This is a genomic window from Megasphaera intestinihominis (assembly GCF_040096415.1).
Lineage (GTDB): Bacteria > Bacillota > Negativicutes > Veillonellales > Megasphaeraceae > Megasphaera > Megasphaera intestinihominis.
In genome coordinates, this window is record NZ_JBBMEU010000055.1 from 1 (window position 1) to 14,768 (window position 14,768).

16 protein-coding genes are annotated in these 14,768 nt (G+C 57.0%); 4 read left to right on the top strand and 12 right to left on the bottom strand.

What is annotated here, in order from left to right:
* Positions 1 to 564 precede the first annotated feature (564 nt).
* Genes WMO23_RS08815 through WMO23_RS08825 form a run of 3 tightly spaced genes read left to right on the top strand, consistent with a single transcriptional unit; the run spans position 565 to position 2,799 of the window.
* Positions 565 to 1,347: a basic amino acid ABC transporter substrate-binding protein gene (locus WMO23_RS08815; RefSeq protein WP_020309993.1), complete on the top strand. Its 783-nt coding sequence runs from the start codon at positions 565 to 567 to the stop codon at positions 1,345 to 1,347.
* A gap of 3 nt (positions 1,348 to 1,350) precedes the next feature.
* Positions 1,351 to 1,995 (top strand): HAD family hydrolase, encoded by a 645-nt coding sequence (locus WMO23_RS08820; RefSeq protein WP_301876996.1) that lies wholly within the window; start codon positions 1,351 to 1,353, stop codon positions 1,993 to 1,995.
* Positions 1,996 to 2,013: 18 nt separating this feature from the next.
* Positions 2,014 to 2,799, top strand: a complete 786-nt coding sequence (locus tag WMO23_RS08825; protein WP_416184386.1) for a basic amino acid ABC transporter substrate-binding protein — start codon at positions 2,014 to 2,016, stop codon at positions 2,797 to 2,799.
* A gap of 182 nt (positions 2,800 to 2,981) precedes the next feature.
* Here WMO23_RS08825 and WMO23_RS08830 read toward each other — a convergent pair whose 3' ends face one another.
* From WMO23_RS08830 to WMO23_RS08885, 12 genes are all read right to left on the bottom strand, one after another.
* Positions 2,982 to 4,289: a hypothetical protein gene (locus WMO23_RS08830; protein WP_292105615.1), complete on the bottom strand. Its 1,308-nt coding sequence runs from the start codon at positions 4,287 to 4,289 to the stop codon at positions 2,982 to 2,984.
* The gene (gene whiA / locus WMO23_RS08835) at positions 4,279 to 5,214 is read right to left on the bottom strand and encodes a DNA-binding protein WhiA (protein WP_020309989.1); all 936 of its coding nucleotides are present in this window, start codon (positions 5,212 to 5,214) and stop codon (positions 4,279 to 4,281) included. Before whiA ends, WMO23_RS08830 begins: the two co-directional genes overlap by 11 nt.
* Before the next feature lie 13 nt (positions 5,215 to 5,227).
* Positions 5,228 to 6,574 (bottom strand): gluconeogenesis factor YvcK family protein, encoded by a 1,347-nt coding sequence (locus WMO23_RS08840; protein ID WP_020309988.1) that lies wholly within the window; start codon positions 6,572 to 6,574, stop codon positions 5,228 to 5,230.
* A gap of 11 nt (positions 6,575 to 6,585) precedes the next feature.
* Positions 6,586 to 7,491, bottom strand: a complete 906-nt coding sequence (rapZ, locus tag WMO23_RS08845) for an RNase adapter RapZ (RefSeq protein ID WP_020309987.1) — start codon at positions 7,489 to 7,491, stop codon at positions 6,586 to 6,588.
* Positions 7,492 to 7,514: 23 nt separating this feature from the next.
* Positions 7,515 to 8,315 (bottom strand): Cof-type HAD-IIB family hydrolase, encoded by an 801-nt coding sequence (locus tag WMO23_RS08850; RefSeq protein ID WP_292105609.1) that lies wholly within the window; start codon positions 8,313 to 8,315, stop codon positions 7,515 to 7,517.
* A complete protein-coding gene (locus WMO23_RS08855; protein ID WP_020309985.1) occupies positions 8,315 to 8,704 on the bottom strand; it encodes a hypothetical protein in 390 nt (129 codons plus the stop codon). Before WMO23_RS08855 ends, WMO23_RS08850 begins: the two co-directional genes overlap by 1 nt.
* An 86-nt stretch (positions 8,705 to 8,790) precedes the next feature.
* Positions 8,791 to 9,393, bottom strand: a complete 603-nt coding sequence (locus WMO23_RS08860; RefSeq protein WP_036201224.1) for a DivIVA domain-containing protein — start codon at positions 9,391 to 9,393, stop codon at positions 8,791 to 8,793.
* Between the two features lie 25 nt (positions 9,394 to 9,418).
* Positions 9,419 to 10,204 (bottom strand): YlmH family RNA-binding protein, encoded by a 786-nt coding sequence (locus WMO23_RS08865; protein ID WP_292105603.1) that lies wholly within the window; start codon positions 10,202 to 10,204, stop codon positions 9,419 to 9,421.
* 16 nt (positions 10,205 to 10,220) lie between these two features.
* Positions 10,221 to 10,730 (bottom strand): cell division protein SepF, encoded by a 510-nt coding sequence (locus tag WMO23_RS08870; protein WP_020309982.1) that lies wholly within the window; start codon positions 10,728 to 10,730, stop codon positions 10,221 to 10,223.
* A 15-nt stretch (positions 10,731 to 10,745) separates the two neighbouring features.
* Positions 10,746 to 11,429 carry a YggS family pyridoxal phosphate-dependent enzyme gene (locus WMO23_RS08875; protein ID WP_292105600.1) on the bottom strand — a complete coding sequence of 228 codons (684 nt, stop codon included), beginning with the start codon at positions 11,427 to 11,429 and terminating at the stop codon, positions 10,746 to 10,748.
* Positions 11,430 to 11,555: 126 nt separating this feature from the next.
* A complete protein-coding gene (gene pgeF / locus WMO23_RS08880; RefSeq protein ID WP_292105598.1) occupies positions 11,556 to 12,362 on the bottom strand; it encodes a peptidoglycan editing factor PgeF in 807 nt (268 codons plus the stop codon).
* Complete coding sequence (locus WMO23_RS08885; protein WP_302491463.1) at positions 12,355 to 14,091, bottom strand: radical SAM protein; 1,737 nt, start codon at positions 14,089 to 14,091, stop codon at positions 12,355 to 12,357. Before WMO23_RS08885 ends, pgeF begins: the two co-directional genes overlap by 8 nt.
* A gap of 366 nt (positions 14,092 to 14,457) precedes the next feature.
* Here WMO23_RS08885 and crcB point away from each other — a divergent pair.
* On the top strand, positions 14,458 to 14,768 hold a 311-nt coding region (gene crcB, locus WMO23_RS08890; protein ID WP_349173812.1), incomplete at its 3' end, for a fluoride efflux transporter CrcB.

Consider the following 14,768-nt stretch of genomic DNA (forward strand, 5'->3'; position numbering starts at 1 on the left):
TCACTTAACACTATAAAGAAAAGTGGTTCCTTTTTCTATACCCACTTCTGAGTTTACACAAATGATTTTACACTATCGTTCTATAATGACAATAATTTACATGACAATATAATATTATTTTAAATATTATTTACATTAATAGATATTTAAAATACAGTTTCTTTATATGGATTGAATTTATCTAATAACCGCAAATCAGCATCTTCAACACTGGTATACAGTGTATGTTGGGATTCAAGCGCTATCCTAAGATACCTCCCACATTGCAGGTCAGAAAATCCTACTTCATGGGGGAGCTGGCCGCAGGTCGCAAAACCATAGAAAGCGCCGGTCGCAGGCCGCAAAATCATACCGCATATTCCGGTCAAGTATTTTCCCCATTGTTCACAGCGGGCCGCCAAAGGATCCCTTCATAGGGGAGCTGGCTGCCAAAGGCAGTCTGAGAGGTTAAAGGGCGGCCCCTACGCACTTTATGCTATATTTTTCGCGCTATATATAGTATAATTATGTCGAGTAGTTGTATTTTATATTTCCTTATTAGGCAATGAACAGGAGTTGTTACACATGAACAAGAAATGTTTAGCTCTGGCAGCCGCTGCCATGGCGGCTGTGACACTGGTCGCCGGCTGTGGTTCTTCAGCAGACAAAAAGGACGGCGCTTCGGGAGATCAGAAGACCCTCGTCGTCGGTATGGAACCGACGTTCCCGCCGTTCGAATTTACGGAAAACGACAAATACATCGGTTTCGACATTGATTTGGCCAATGCCATCGGCGAAAAAATGGGCACGAAAGTTGAAGTCAAGAGCCTCGGTTTTGACGCCCTCATCCCGGCCCTGCGCAGCGGTCAGATCGACATGATTGCTTCCGGCATGGACGCTACGCCGGAACGGCAGAAACAGGTTTCCTTTACGGAACCGTATTTCCAGGATGGTTATTCCGTCGTCGTCCGCAAGGATAACACCAACATCAATGGCTTCGATGACCTCAAAGGCCGCACGGTCGGTTCCCAGGTCGGCACGAAGGGCGTAGACCTGGCTACGGAAGCCGGCGCTACGGTCAAGCAGTATGACGCCAACAGCCAGGGCTGGATGGAACTGCAGAGCGGCACGTGTGATGCCGTCGTCATCAACACGTCGGTCGCCCTCTACTACATGAAAGAAGGCGGCGATAAAGACCTGAAGATCGTCGGCGACGCCAAGAAAGCTGATGCCGGTATCGCTATGGCTGTTTCCAAGGACAAACCGGAACTCCTGGAAAAGGTCAACAAAGCCCTGGCCGACCTCAAAGCCGACGGGACTTATGCCAAACTGTACAAGAAATGGTTCGGCGTCGATCCGAAGGCATAATCGATGTATAAAGCCTACGTATTCGATTTCGACTACACCCTGGCCAATTCGGAAAAGGGTATCGTCATGTGCTTCCAGCTCCTCTTCGAGGTCGAAGGCTATGACGGTATCCCTGAAGAAGCTATCCGCCGCACGATTGGCATGACCATGTACGACGCCATGGCCCTCCTGACCGGGGAAACGGACCCGGACCGGGTCAACGCCCTGATTTGGGAATACAAGGTCCGCTTCTCCGACAAGTACATGACGGCCAACACCCATCTCTATCCGCAGACCCTGCCGACGCTCCATGCTTTGAAAGACGCCGGCGCCCTGTGCTGCATCGCATCGACCAAGACCCGGTCGCGTATCGGCGAAACCCTGCGGAAATACCAGATGGAAAGCCTCATCGACCTCGTCGTCGGCGTGGAAGACGTCGCCAAGGCCAAACCGGCACCGGACGGAATCAACGCCGTCTGCCGCCACTTCGGCCTGGATAAAAAGGACGTCCTCTACATCGGTGACAATACCATCGACGCCAGAGCCGCCAAAAATGCCGGCGTCGCCTTTGCCGCCGTGACGACGGGAACGACGACGAGCCAGGAATTCGCCCGCCTGCCCCATGTGGCAATCATGAAGGATCTCAGCGAAATCCTTACTATTCCCTAATTGGAGGAACTCATTATGATGAAGAAAAAAGTTACGACCCTCGTCGCTGCCTCGCTGGCAGCCCTGACCCTTCTCGCCGGCTGCGGCTCCAACGGCACAGCCGATAAAAAAGATGGCGCAGCCAAAGGCGACAAGACCCTCATCGTCGGCACGGAACCGACGTTCCCGCCTTTTGAATTCACGGAAAATGAAAAGGACGTCGGCTTCGACATCGACCTGGCCCAGGCCGTCTGCGATAAGCTGGGCTACAAGATGGAAGTCAAGAACCTCGGCTTCGACGCCCTCATCCCGGCCCTGAAGAGCGGCCAGATCGACCTCATCGCCGCCGGCATGGATGCGACAGATGAACGGAAAAAACAGATCGACTTCACGGACGTCTATTACCAGGGTGGCTACACCATCGTCGTCCCGACGGGCAATACGGACATCACCGGTTATGACTCCATCGCCGGCAAGACCGTCGGCGCCCAGGTCGGTTCCAAGGCAGCCGATTACGCCAGAGAACACGGGGCCAACGTCAAGGAATTCGACACCAACACCCAGGGCTGGATGGAACTGGAAGCCGGTACGTGTGATGCCGTTTCCATCGATAAAGCCGTCGCCCAGTATTACCTCCAGCAGGGCGGCAAAGATAAGCTCAAGATCGTCGGCGAACCCATTACGTCCCGCGGCGTAGCCATGGGCATCAGCAAAGATAAACCGGAACTGAGCAAACAAGTCAATGAAGCTTTGAAGGAAATCAAGGCAGACGGAACGTACGCTAAAATCTATAAGAAATGGTTCGGCGAAGAACCGAAGCAGTAAAAAAAAGGCTTGTCGCACATGCGACAAGCCTTTTTAAGTGGTTAGTGGTTAGTGGCTAGTGGTTAGCGGATGGTTTTAAATTTAAACCATCTTCTACAAACTCCGCACTACAAACTATAAAGCCAAAGAACCTCTCCGGCCCGTTGGGCCACCTCCCCTATGAGGGGAGGCTTTGAGAACCACTATTTTTTATCCTTCTTCTGGAGTTTGGCCAGGCGGTCTTTTAAGGACATGAACTCGCCCTGGTTGTCGGACTGAAGTTCCGTTTCGGGCCGGATGGTCTTGTCTTTATAGGCGGCTTTGCGTTTGGCTGCTTCGGCAGCGGCTGCGGCCTGACGTTCTTTTGCAGTCCGTTCGCTCTGGACGGCTTCGCGGATGGGCTGGAGTTTATTGTCCGGGACGACGAGGAAGCGGACCGGCAGGTTGGCGGCTCCCGGCGGCATGATGTGGATGGTCATGTCCGTCCCGGCCGGGAAGGTATCGACGTATTCCATGGCATACGGGTCATTGAGGCCCATGGAGTGGCGATGGCGCGGCAGTTCGACGATTTTCTTGTCTTCGCCCCGCTGGGGATCGCTGTAGATGAGTTCCGTCACGCCGGCATATTCGCCGCCCTGGGGATTGAAATACAAGTGGATGTTCCCGGTCCCCGTCGTGCGCAGGTGGATGGTGTAGTCGACGCCGTAGTTGCCCGTATCTTCCGAGGCCCGATTGTCCATGACGTCACGGCCCTGGAGGAAACGGTCCCAGACGCCGTCAGCCAGGAGGATATAGCCGATGCCGCTGTCCGTCGAATAGGGAATGAGCGTGCTCAGGTAACGGTCCTTGCCGTGGAAAGTGCCGCGCAGCTGGACGGAGTCACTGGCCAGGTACTGCTGCTTGCGGATGAAGGCAATCGGGTCTTCCTGGGGCGGCAGGATCATGGACGACAGGATCATGGGTTCCGGCAGGCTGACGTTGACGATGCCCGAAAAGAGCTGGTCCGGCCGGACGACAGTTTCATTGAGGCGCTGACCGACGATGGCATAGTCATGGGCCGGGACGGTGATCTTATTAACCGTCATGTTGCCTTCATAATACATGGTCGACAGTTCCTTGCCGACCTGGTAGTAGTCCGTACTGGGCCGCGTATACTGATAACCTCGGAGGACCGCTTCCAGCGGATACGGGTGCGGATTGTAGAGCATGGCTACGATTTTCCGGTTATACTGGTGCTGGTTGACATGATAGAAATAGAGGCGCACGTCGCCGCTGACCGTATCCCCATAGAGGATCCCGTCACCATCGGCGTATTCCGGGCTATCAGAGAGGAGCAGCGTCCCCGTATCGACAGGAGCTGTCATGGAAATAGGAAGCATACGCTGGGCGACGACGCGGTCCATGACGTCCGGGTCGTCGACAGCGGGCAGATCCGCTGCCAGGGCGCCGGCCAGGGGCAGACAGGCCGTCAGCAGGCCGGCTATATAGGTACATAGTTTCTTAAATTTCATCTTCTCGTTGACCTTCTATCTGTTTCGCTATATCAGCGATTTTTTTAAAACGGTGGGACAAGCCCGATTTCGTCAATCCCGACTGGGCCGCCAGTTCACTCATGGAAGCTTCAGGATTGGCCATGCGCAATTCCGCCGCTTCCCGCAGCTTCGGCGACATGCACTGGTACAGGCCCGATTCCTGGATGCAGGTAATGGCCCGGCGCTGGCGCACGGCGGCGTCTACGGTCTTCTGGAGATTGGCCGTTTCACAGTTGACGACGCGGTTGACATTGTTGCGCATCCCCTTGACGACGCGGACGCTCTCAAACTTGAGATACGCCTGGGCTGCGCCGATGTATTGCAGGAATTGGGACACGCCATTGCCTTCTTTGATGTAAACCAAATAATCGCCCTTGCGGTCCGTCGTCTTGGCCGGCAGGCGGAAACGGCGCATGATTTTCAACAATTTTTCGGCAAAGGCCGCATTGCCCGTCACCAGTTCCAGGTGATAATCGCCCTTGGGCTGATTGACGGACCCGCCGCCCATGAAGGCTCCCCGCAGGAAAGCCCGCTGGCAGTCGGTCTTCTTGAGGTCGATGGCCGAAAATTCCGTATCTGTCGGAAACAGGGACAAATCCTTCAGGATGGCCGTGCTTTCCGGCGACGGCGATACGCGCAGGATATAGTAATTCTTCTTGCGCAGGCGCAGGCCCTGGCGGACCCGGACTTCGGGCCGGACCGGGAACGATTCCATCCACATCTTCAGGGCCTTGCGGGCGACGGCATTATTGGACGTGCTGAATTCGATGCCGATAGTCCCGCGCGAGCCGAGTATGAGGGAGCCGCCCATGCAGAGCAGCGCTGCCAGTTCGGCAAAACGGCAGGCGGCATTTTCGGGCTTGCAGTGGGCGATTTCATTCTTCACTTCTTCTGCAAATGACAAAGGGCGCCGCCTCCTAACGATGGTTGAATGTGTAACGCTTCAAATAGTAATGCAAGAGCTCCGGCGACAAATCGGTCCGCAAGGCGTTGATCAGATCAAAGAGGACGTTGGCCAGCTTCTTCGTATCGTGAGTGGCACTGTTTTCCTTGTTGATCAAATTCGACAGGATGAGCGTCGCCCCGGTCTGGCTGACTTCCTTCTTGTCGATCATGACCGGATGGGACCCGTGGGCGACATAGCGCTGGAGGACGGCCGGATCGACATCGCCGTTGTTGGCGATGACGAAGTCGATGACCTTGCCGCCGGCCTGGCGGTTGATGGCCCGGATGTGGTCGGATACGGTGTAATCATCCGTTTCCCCGGGCTGGGTCATGACGTTGCAGATATAGATCTTCGGCGCCTTGCTGGTGCGGACGGCCTGGACGATATCGGGTACGCAGAGATTGGGCATGATGCTCGTATAGAGGCTGCCCGGTCCGAGGACGATGGCGTCGGCTTCCCTGATGGCGTCGACGGCCGACTGGATGGCCCTGGGGTGTTCCGGCGTCGTAAAGACGCGCTTGATCTTGCCGTGGGCATGGGGAATCTGCGATTCCCCTTCGACGATGCGACCGTCGGTCATTTCGGCATTGAGGCGAAGCTTTTCCGCCGACGATGGGATGACCTTGCCGCGGACGCGCAAGACCTTGCTGGTCGCGTCCATGGCTTCCTCGACGTCGCCCAGGACTTCGATGAGGGCGGCGATGAACAAGTTGCCGAAGCTGTGGCCCGTCAGGTTGCCGGACCCGCCGAAGCGGTGGGCGAAGAGCTTTTCCATGAGCCCTTCCTTATCGGCCAGGGCGACCAGGCAGTTGCGCAGGTCCCCTGGGGCGATGATATCCAGGTCCTGGCGGATGCGGCCTGTCGAACCGCCATCGTCGGCGACGGTGACGACAGCCGTCAGGTTATATGTCTTGGCCTTGAGGCCGCGCAGCATGACCGACAGGCCCGTGCCGCCGCCGATGACGACGACCTTCGGCCCTTTGGACAGCTGGAGGTTGGAAAAGATCAGGTCGCTGAGGTTATCCGATTCGCCGGGCATGACGACGCCGATCATGGTACGGATCAGGCGCCGCGTCGCCCAGGCCATGACGACCAACCCCAGGAGGATGACCAGGATGCCCATACTGGCCAGGATGGTATAGTTATAATGGCCCGTCACTTCATAGAGCAGGCGGAAAGCCCATTCTTCCAGCGACCCCAGCCATTGGTAGTTAAAGGTCAGGATAATGCCGAAGCTGGAGCACATCATGCCCAGGCCGAAGAGAAAGAGCCATCGCTTGATGTGCAAGCCCGGATGCAGCCATTTCATAAAACGCATGACAGCACCTCCTACGCTTCGCCTTCGTACCCCGGCGCATCTTCTTCGACGTCGTTCTTCTGGATATCCCGGTGTTCGATGGATACGTCGACACCGTTATCCCTGAGATGTTTATACATGGCTTCGGCCATACAGACACTGCGGTGCATCCCGCCCGTACAGCCGACGGCGATGACCAGCTGGCTCTTGCCTTCCCGTTCATAGTTGGGCAGGAGGAAGTCGATCATATCGAACCACTTTTCCTTATACGTCTGGGTAATGGGGAAGCTTTCGACATAGTCGCGCACACAGGGTACACGGCCCGATTTATGTCGGTATTCTTCAATATAATAAGGATTGGGCAGGAAGCGCACATCTTCGACGATGTCCGCATCGATGGGCATGCCGTGCTTGAAGCCGAAGGACACGACGGTAACGGTCATGCTCTTCTTGCTGTCCGTAATGGCATAGCGCTTGACCAGGATCTCCTTGAGCTGCTTCGGCTTGAGATTCGACGTGTCGATGATGAAATCCGCTTTCTGGCGCAACGAGGCCAGGCGCTTGCGTTCTTCGGCGATGCCCTGGCTGATGCGGCCATGCGGGGCCAGGGGATGGACGCGGCGCGTTTCCTTATAGCGCCGTACCAGGGCCTGATCCGAAGCCTCAATGAAGACGATTTCGTAGGAAATGCCTTCGGCCTTGAGGTCTTTCAGGCACTGGCTCATGGCGTCAAAGAATTCACCGCCCCGGATATCGGCGATGAGGGCCACGTGGCGGACCCGTTCGCCGCCTTTGATGCACAATTCCGCGAACTTGGGAATCAGGACCGGCGGGATATTGTCGATGCAGAAATAGCCGATGTCTTCCAATACCTGGACAGCATGGCTCTTACCGGCACCGGACATGCCGGTGACAATGATCAAATGAAAATGGTCCATAAGAACCTCCTATATAGACAATGTTACAATACAAATTTCTCAACCGCCGCGGCGACGCCGTCGTCATTGTTGGACGCCGTGACGTAAGACGCGACGGCCTTTACTTCGTCGGCAGCATTGGCCATGGCCACGGGGAAACCGGCGGCTTTGAGCATATCCAAATCGTTCTGGGAATCGCCGAGGGCCATGATCTCATCGGCCGTGATGCCGTAGAGCTCGCCCAGGCGGCGGATACCCTTGCCCTTGTCGACGCCGCTGGGCATGATTTCCAGGAATGTCGGCATGGAAAAGAGGATGTTGAACTGACCGGGGAAACGCTCCTCGATGAGGGCCTTGCGGGCCACCAGGTCGTCGTGCTCGCCCCGGCTGAGAAGCTTGTTGCAGTCGCCCTGGACGCGGTAGAATTCGTCGCCGCAGATACAGGCCTTGCTGTGCGTGATTTCTTCATAGCCGCGGATCCACTTATCATCCTTGGCCGTGCGCAGGACGTCGTCGATATAGGTCTGCATCTGCCAGCCCTTTTCCCGGGCCAGGTCGACCAGTTCCTGTGCCGTCTGCTGCGGAATGGCCTGCTGGAAGAGAATCTTCTTCGATTCCAGCGTCTCGATGAGGCCGCCGGCAAAGAGCAGCAGCGGACTGTCGCCGAGGTCCAGGCGGTCGCCGTAAGGCCGGGCCGTCTGGTACATGCGTCCCGTGGCGATGGCGACGACGACGCCCTTATCGCGGGCTGCCTGCAAGGTGCGGACCGTCCGGTCCGACACGCTGCCGTCGCTGCGCAGGAGCGTCCCATCGAGGTCGATGGTGATCATCTTTACCGGCTTCATCAGGCCTTGTCCCCCTTCCAGTCGAAGACGACGCCCTGACTGGACGGTTCGGCTTCCTTCGGCGCGTCGCTGACGTACTGCAGGTCGTCGGCATAGCTCTGGGCCAGTTTATCGATTTCCCGCTGCTGGTCTGCCGTGGCTTTGCTGCGGTTCTTCATGGCAGCGGCGATCATTTCCGTCACTTCATAGCGCGTCAGGTTGTACGACGGCGCAAAGCGCGTCATCGGCACCCCCGTCAGGCCGGCCTTGGACAGGTCGTAGACGGCCTTGTATTCCCAGGTATTGCGGTCTACGGCGTCAAACTGGTTCGGCGCATAGGGATTATAGGCCAGGGCCGCGCTGAGCCCCAGGCAGCACCAGGCTGCCAGCAAAAGAAAGAATCGTTTCATCGTTGTCCCCCTCTATAAACAAATATACTCCCTGCCGGGTCTAACGTGCGTCATACCTGAAAGAGAGCATATCCATAAAATACGTATTATTGGGCTTTTTTAGCGTCCTTTTTGGCATCACTGTCATCGTGGCTGCCATGATCGGGTACGGCTTTCTGCGCGGCTTCGGTCGAAACGGCGACAGCCGGGGCTGCCGGTTTGACGGCGACCGATTTATCCGCAGCGACAGGTGCCGCACCTTCGCCATCGAGGGCCATGTCGTCGAGCAGCTTGAGCTGGCTGGTCAGGATGGCACGGCACTTGGCGCGGTATGCCCCGGTCTGGGCCTTGAGCTTTTCCCATTCCTGCCGGGACTGCTGCAGATTCATCATCGTTTCGTCGAGCATCTGCTTCTTCTTGCTTTCCGCTTCCTGCAGGATGAGGTCGGCTTCCTTGCGGGCCGAGACCTTGACGTTTTCCGCCGTCTGCTGGGCCAGCATGAGCGTACTGTTCATGGTAGCTTCCATCTTTTCATACTGCGTCAGCTTGTCCTGCAGGCTGTCGCAGCGTTCCTTCAATTCGCAGTATTCCCGGTATACCTTTTCGTAGTCGCCGGCGATGTTGTTCATGAAAGCATCGACGTCTTCTTCGCTGTACCCGCGGAAGCCGCGTTTAAATTCTTTGTTGTGAATATCCATTGGTGTAAGCATGGTATTTCCTCCGTGTGAAAGGGAATTACATATACCGCTTCAGCAAGACGCCGATACGGCCCTTCCTGGACGTACCCGTGATCTCGGCCAGTTCCATCCGGCCCTTGCCGCGCAGCGAAATGACATCGCCCTGACTGACGTCCTGGCTCGGTCCCTTGGCAGGCTGCCAGTTGACCTGGACCCGGTCGCCCTTGATGGCTTCGGCCGCCTTGGTACGGGAAATGCCAAAGCCCGAAGATGCAATGGCATCGAGGCGGAGCGATGCGACGGTCGTCTTGATTTCCTTGACTTTTTCCTGGCGAGGCGCAATGTCCGACAGGGGCATCTCTTCGATGGCAATGGATACCATGGCAATTTTAGTGAAATTCTGCTGTAAATACGGGACGAGTTTCGTATCGGCCAAGAGGACGGCGCCGGCATCCTGCATGATGATGTCGCCGAAGCGTTCGCGGCCGACGCCGAGGCTCATGAGCGAGCCCAGGACGTCGCGGTGCCCCAGGAGCCGGTAGCGGTCATCCCAGGACAGGCGGCAGGCGGTGATGCCGAAATCGACAGGCCCGTCGTAATCGGCGCTGACGAAAGCCAGCTTGACCCGTTCTGCCCCTTCATAGCCGCCAAAGGTCTTGAGGACCAGGGACGGCACGTGGGCCTGGATGGTCTCGCCGATCTGGACGGCACCGGGAGATACGAACTCACTGACCGCATAAGGGCGGCCCTTGGCCGTGCTGTCGGCCAAGTCGATAAGGCGGGCGGCGAGCTTGCCATTATCGGTTCCCTGATAATATCGGATAATCCGATCTCTGTTCTTCAAACTGATCCCTCAATTACTAGTGCTGCGGCGTGCTGCTGCCGTTGTTGTTATTGTTGTTGCTGTTCCAGGCCAGGGGCGGCGTATTGAAATCGCCGTAGTCGTCACGCTTGCCGTGGTCGACGGTGACATTGCTCGGTACGCAAAGGAAGATTTCCTTGCCGACCTTCTGGATGTTGCCGTCCAGGGCATACGTAGCGCCGCTGACGAAATCGACGACGCGTTTGGCAATGTCGTCCGGCGTCGATTCAAAGTTGATGACGACGGGTTTGCGGTCGCGGATATAATCGGCGATGCTCTGGGAATCGTCAAAGGTTTCCGGTTCGACGATGACCATGCGCAGCGGTTTTTCCTGAGGTGCTGCATAATTGACGCCGGAACGGCGCGGGGCTACAGCCGGCGTGCGGCGCGGTGCGCGTTCTTCTTCCATTTCTTCTTCATCCTCGTATTCGTCTGTTTCAAATTCGTCGTCTTCGTTGACGCCGCCTACAGTACCTACTAATTTATCCCAAACTTTCTTTACTCCCATGGTGAATACTCCTCCTTAGTAATTACGGGGCCCAAAGATTGCCGTACCTACGCGGACGACATTGGCGCCTTCTTCGATTGCTATTTCAAAATCATGGGTCATGCCCATAGACAGGTAACGGATTTGACCTTCCGGAAACTTCGGCTTCATGTCTTCATACAAAGCGTGGGCAATGCGGAATACAGGCCGTACATCCTCTACGTTGTCGTAATTCGGGGCGATGCACATGAGGCCCAGGACGCGGACGTGTTCCATGGTCTTGGCCATTTCGCACATAGCCGGGAAGTCTTCCACTTCCATGCCGAATTTGCTTTCTTCGCGGGCCACATTGACCTGCAGGAGAATATCCTGTACTTTGCCGATCTTGCCGGCTTCCTTATCCACAGCTTTGAGCAGGTGTTCGGAATCGATCGAGTGGATGAGGTCGAAGTGTTCGACGGCATGTTTGGCCTTATTGGTCTGCAAATGACCGATTAAGTGCCAGGTCAAATGGTTATCCGGGAACGCTTCCAGCTTCTGAAGTGCTTCCTGGACCCGATTTTCACCGACGTCGGTGACACCGCATTTAGCGGCTTCTTCCATCATTTCTACGGGATGATTCTTCGTGACTGCGACAAGCGTAATTTTGTCAGTCCTGCCGACGCGGGCAGCTGCATCGGCAATTCTCTTATTTACTGCCTCAAGATTTTCCTTAATCAAGCCTATCCCTCCGTAGTGCATGTGATTATATATATTCATATATTTATAAAACATTACACTTCTTTTATTATATATAGTTAAGGCTATAAAAGCTAGTCATATTTAAAAATTTGTCCCATCTGCTTTTCAAAGGACAGCAAAGGCCCCCATGCGGCCCGTATGACCGCCGTCGCGGCGATAGGAAAAGAACTTCCCTTCCTCGGCAAAGGCACAGCTCGTCGTGACTTCGATGTGGTCCGGCCGAAGGCCCGCTTCCTCCAGGAGCAGCCGGTTGGCCTGCCACAAGTCAACGGACCAGACGCCATCTTTTTCGCCGGCGCAGTTCCCATAAGCCGTCCCCAGGCGGCGGAAGGCCATGGCCGTAGACTCGCTGACCTCGTAATGGGCCCGGGAAATGGAAGGCCCCACATAGGCCAGGAGGTCTTTCGGGTCCGACCCGTAGGCCAGGCGCATGGCAAAGACCGTCTTGGCCGCCAGGCGCTGGACCGTACCGCGCCAGCCGTCGTGGATGACGGCGACGGCCCGCTTCACCGGATCGTAGACGATGACCGGCACGCAGTCGGCGATGCAGAGCATGAGCGGCACGCCGGGAAGGTTGGTCATGATGGCGTCCGTATGGGCCAGGGCATCGGCATAACTGCCGGCACCGCAGCCGATCTCTGCCGGTCCCACGGCGACGACGTGGTCTTCGTGGGTCTGCTGAGCCGTCGTCAGCTTCTGCATGGGATAGCCCAGGAGGGCACAGAGGCGGCGCCGGTTCTCCAGGACGGCCTTGGGCTGGTCGCCGACGTGGAGCCCCAGGTTCAGCGACGTGAACGGTGCCTCGCTGACGCCGCCGCTCTTGCCGGTCACGCCATGGCGCAGGCCGGCATCTGCCAGGAGGGTGCTCTCTTCCCAACAGATTCCATTACCATGTTCTACCCACTTAGTCATGATATCCTCCACAAATGTGACAGCGTCGGCAGCCGTCGAAACAGGGGATGGTGAATTCCCCGTCTTTGGCTTTTTTCAGCTCGTCCGTCAGGTACGTCGGCACCAGTCCCGTGTCGATCGTATCCCAGGGCATGACGGCGTCTGTCGGCCGCTGGTCATATAAAAATCCTTTAATATCGAAATGAAGCTCCTTGGCCGCCCGTTTCCAGCCCTTGACGCCGCCGTATTCATGGGCCTTGACCAGGAGGTCGCCGACGCGGCGGTCGCCCCGGGACAGGACGCCCTGGATATAGGCCGAGCGCAGGGGCTCGATGAGCAGCTCGATCTGCTTGTCCTTCAAGGCCTTCTTGAGGAAATTCAGCCGTTTCTCGACGACCTTCTTTTCCGTCATGGCCATCCACTGGAAAGGCGTGAAGGGCTTGGGGATGAAGGGGTTGATGCTCAGGGTGATGCGGCTCAGGTTGCCGATGGCCGCCATGTGCTGCTGGACGCGGCGGGTCATATCGACGATGCCCTGGATATCATCATCGGTTTCCATGGGCAGGCCGACCATGATGTACATGCGCACGTGGCGGATACCGGCTGCCGTCGCCAGGTCGATGGAATGGAGCAGGTGCTCTTCCGTGATGCCCTTGTTGATGATGTCCCGCATGTGCTTGCTGCCCGCTTCCGGCGCCAGGGTAATCGTCTTCTGGCCGCTTTCGGCCAGGCCCTTGACGATGGCCGGCGTAATCGAGTCGGCCCGCAGGGACGCACAGGAAAAGGCCAGCCCCTGGTCGCGGATGAACGTGACCAGTTCGTCGATATAGGGATAATCGGAAATGGCCGCGCCCATGAGGCCGATTTTCTTGCCCAGGGCCTTGCCGCGCAGGACGGCGGACTTGACGTATTCCAGCGGACGGACGCGGGGACGGCGGTAACAGTAGCCGGCCATGCAGAAGCGGCAGTGACGGCCGCAGCCCCGGGCAATCTCGATGAGGTACATGGCGCCGAACTCCGTATTCGGCGTGGCGATGACCGTTTCCGCCGGCTGGGTCAGCTCGTGCCATTGGCGTTCGACCTTGGCCGGGATGCCCTCTTCCGGAACGATGCGCACGACGTGCCCGTCGTCATCGTATTCGTGGCGGTACAGGGACGGCACATAGACGCCTGGGACATGGGTAGCCAGATAGCGCAGCAGGTCGTGACGGGACAGGCCCTGGGCCTTTCCTTCTCCATAGGCGTCGAGGAAGGTATGGATGAAGCGCTCCCCTTCGCCGACCAGGACGACGTCGACAAAAGGCGACAGCGGTTCGGCATTGAAAAAGGCGACAGGCCCGCCCATGACGACGAGCGTATCGTCATCATCGCGGTCAGCGGCCAGGACGGGGATGCGCCCCATTTCCAGGATCGTCGGCACGTTGAAATAGTCCATTTCAAAACTGACCGACAGACCGAGAATCTCGAAATCCGACAGGGGCCGGCGGTTCTCCAGGGAAATGAGCGGTTCCCCTGTCTTCTCGAAGACCTTCATGAGGTCCTTGTCCGGCAGGAAAGCCCGTTCGCAGAGCCAGTCCTCGCGGCCGTTCACTTCGCGGTAGATGATCTGCATCCCCAGATTGCTCATGGCCACGTCATACGTATTGGGATAACAGATAGCCATGGCATGACGCGTGCCGAAAGGATACTGTACAGCCCCCGTTTCCTGGGCCATCAGATCATCCAGCGCTTTCTCTACTTGCCAGCTCATGCATCCCCCTCCTTTCATTCATCGTTCGTTAGGTATCCTATATTGTATCACAGAATGTCCCGATGGGCCAGCCGTGTCTTGCATCGCCGCTCCCATCGTGTTATGGTATTAATTGATGTTCGCAGGCCGCAGGCCGCAGGTCGCAAAGCCTCCCCTTATAGGGGGAGGTGGCCCAACGGGCCGGAGAGGTTGAATTACCGCAGGCCGCGTTGCAAAAGCAACCTCTCAGTCAGCTGCGCTGACAGCTCTCCTATGAGACGAGCCTTTTGAAAGAACCCCTCAGGCCGCCGCGGTCCCACGGACCGCTTCCGTAGGGGCCGTCCCAAAGGGCGGCCCGCTTATTTCATAAAAAAAGGAGTCCTATTCATGGAAAAAGTCCTCTTCGTCGCCCTCGGCGGCGGCATCGGCGCAGCCCTGCGCTATTTACTCACAGAACTGGCCAACCTCCACGGCGGCGTATTCTTCCCATACGGCACCATCCTGGCCAACCTCATCGGGTCCTTCTGCATCGGCATCCTCTTCGTCTTTTTCTCCGAAAGCAGCGACCTGTCGCCCATCGTCAAACTCTTCTTCGTCACAGGTATCCTGGGCGGCTTCACGACCTTTTCGACGTACAACATGGAACTCCTCACCTTCGTCCGTACTGGCGCCGTCTTCCCAGCCCTGGCCTACTTCTC

Coding starts and splice junctions, on each gene's coding strand:
- WMO23_RS08830 (WP_292105615.1), bottom strand. CDS start 4,289: ATGAAATTTAAGAAACTATGTACCTATATAGCCGGCCTGCTGACGGCC.
- WMO23_RS08850 (WP_292105609.1), bottom strand. CDS start 8,315: ATGAAGCCGGTAAAGATGATCACCATCGACCTCGATGGGACGCTCCTG.
- WMO23_RS08860 (WP_036201224.1), bottom strand. CDS start 9,393: ATGCTTACACCAATGGATATTCACAACAAAGAATTTAAACGCGGCTTC.
- WMO23_RS08855 (WP_020309985.1), bottom strand. CDS start 8,704: ATGAAACGATTCTTTCTTTTGCTGGCAGCCTGGTGCTGCCTGGGGCTC.
- pgeF (WP_292105598.1), bottom strand. CDS start 12,362: ATGACTAAGTGGGTAGAACATGGTAATGGAATCTGTTGGGAAGAGAGC.
- WMO23_RS08870 (WP_020309982.1), bottom strand. CDS start 10,730: ATGGGAGTAAAGAAAGTTTGGGATAAATTAGTAGGTACTGTAGGCGGC.
- WMO23_RS08815 (WP_020309993.1), top strand. CDS start 565: ATGAACAAGAAATGTTTAGCTCTGGCAGCCGCTGCCATGGCGGCTGTG.
- WMO23_RS08840 (WP_020309988.1), bottom strand. CDS start 6,574: ATGCGTTTTATGAAATGGCTGCATCCGGGCTTGCACATCAAGCGATGG.
- WMO23_RS08820 (WP_301876996.1), top strand. CDS start 1,351: ATGTATAAAGCCTACGTATTCGATTTCGACTACACCCTGGCCAATTCG.
- rapZ (WP_020309987.1), bottom strand. CDS start 7,491: ATGGACCATTTTCATTTGATCATTGTCACCGGCATGTCCGGTGCCGGT.
- WMO23_RS08885 (WP_302491463.1), bottom strand. CDS start 14,091: ATGAGCTGGCAAGTAGAGAAAGCGCTGGATGATCTGATGGCCCAGGAA.
- WMO23_RS08825 (WP_416184386.1), top strand. CDS start 2,014: ATGAAGAAAAAAGTTACGACCCTCGTCGCTGCCTCGCTGGCAGCCCTG.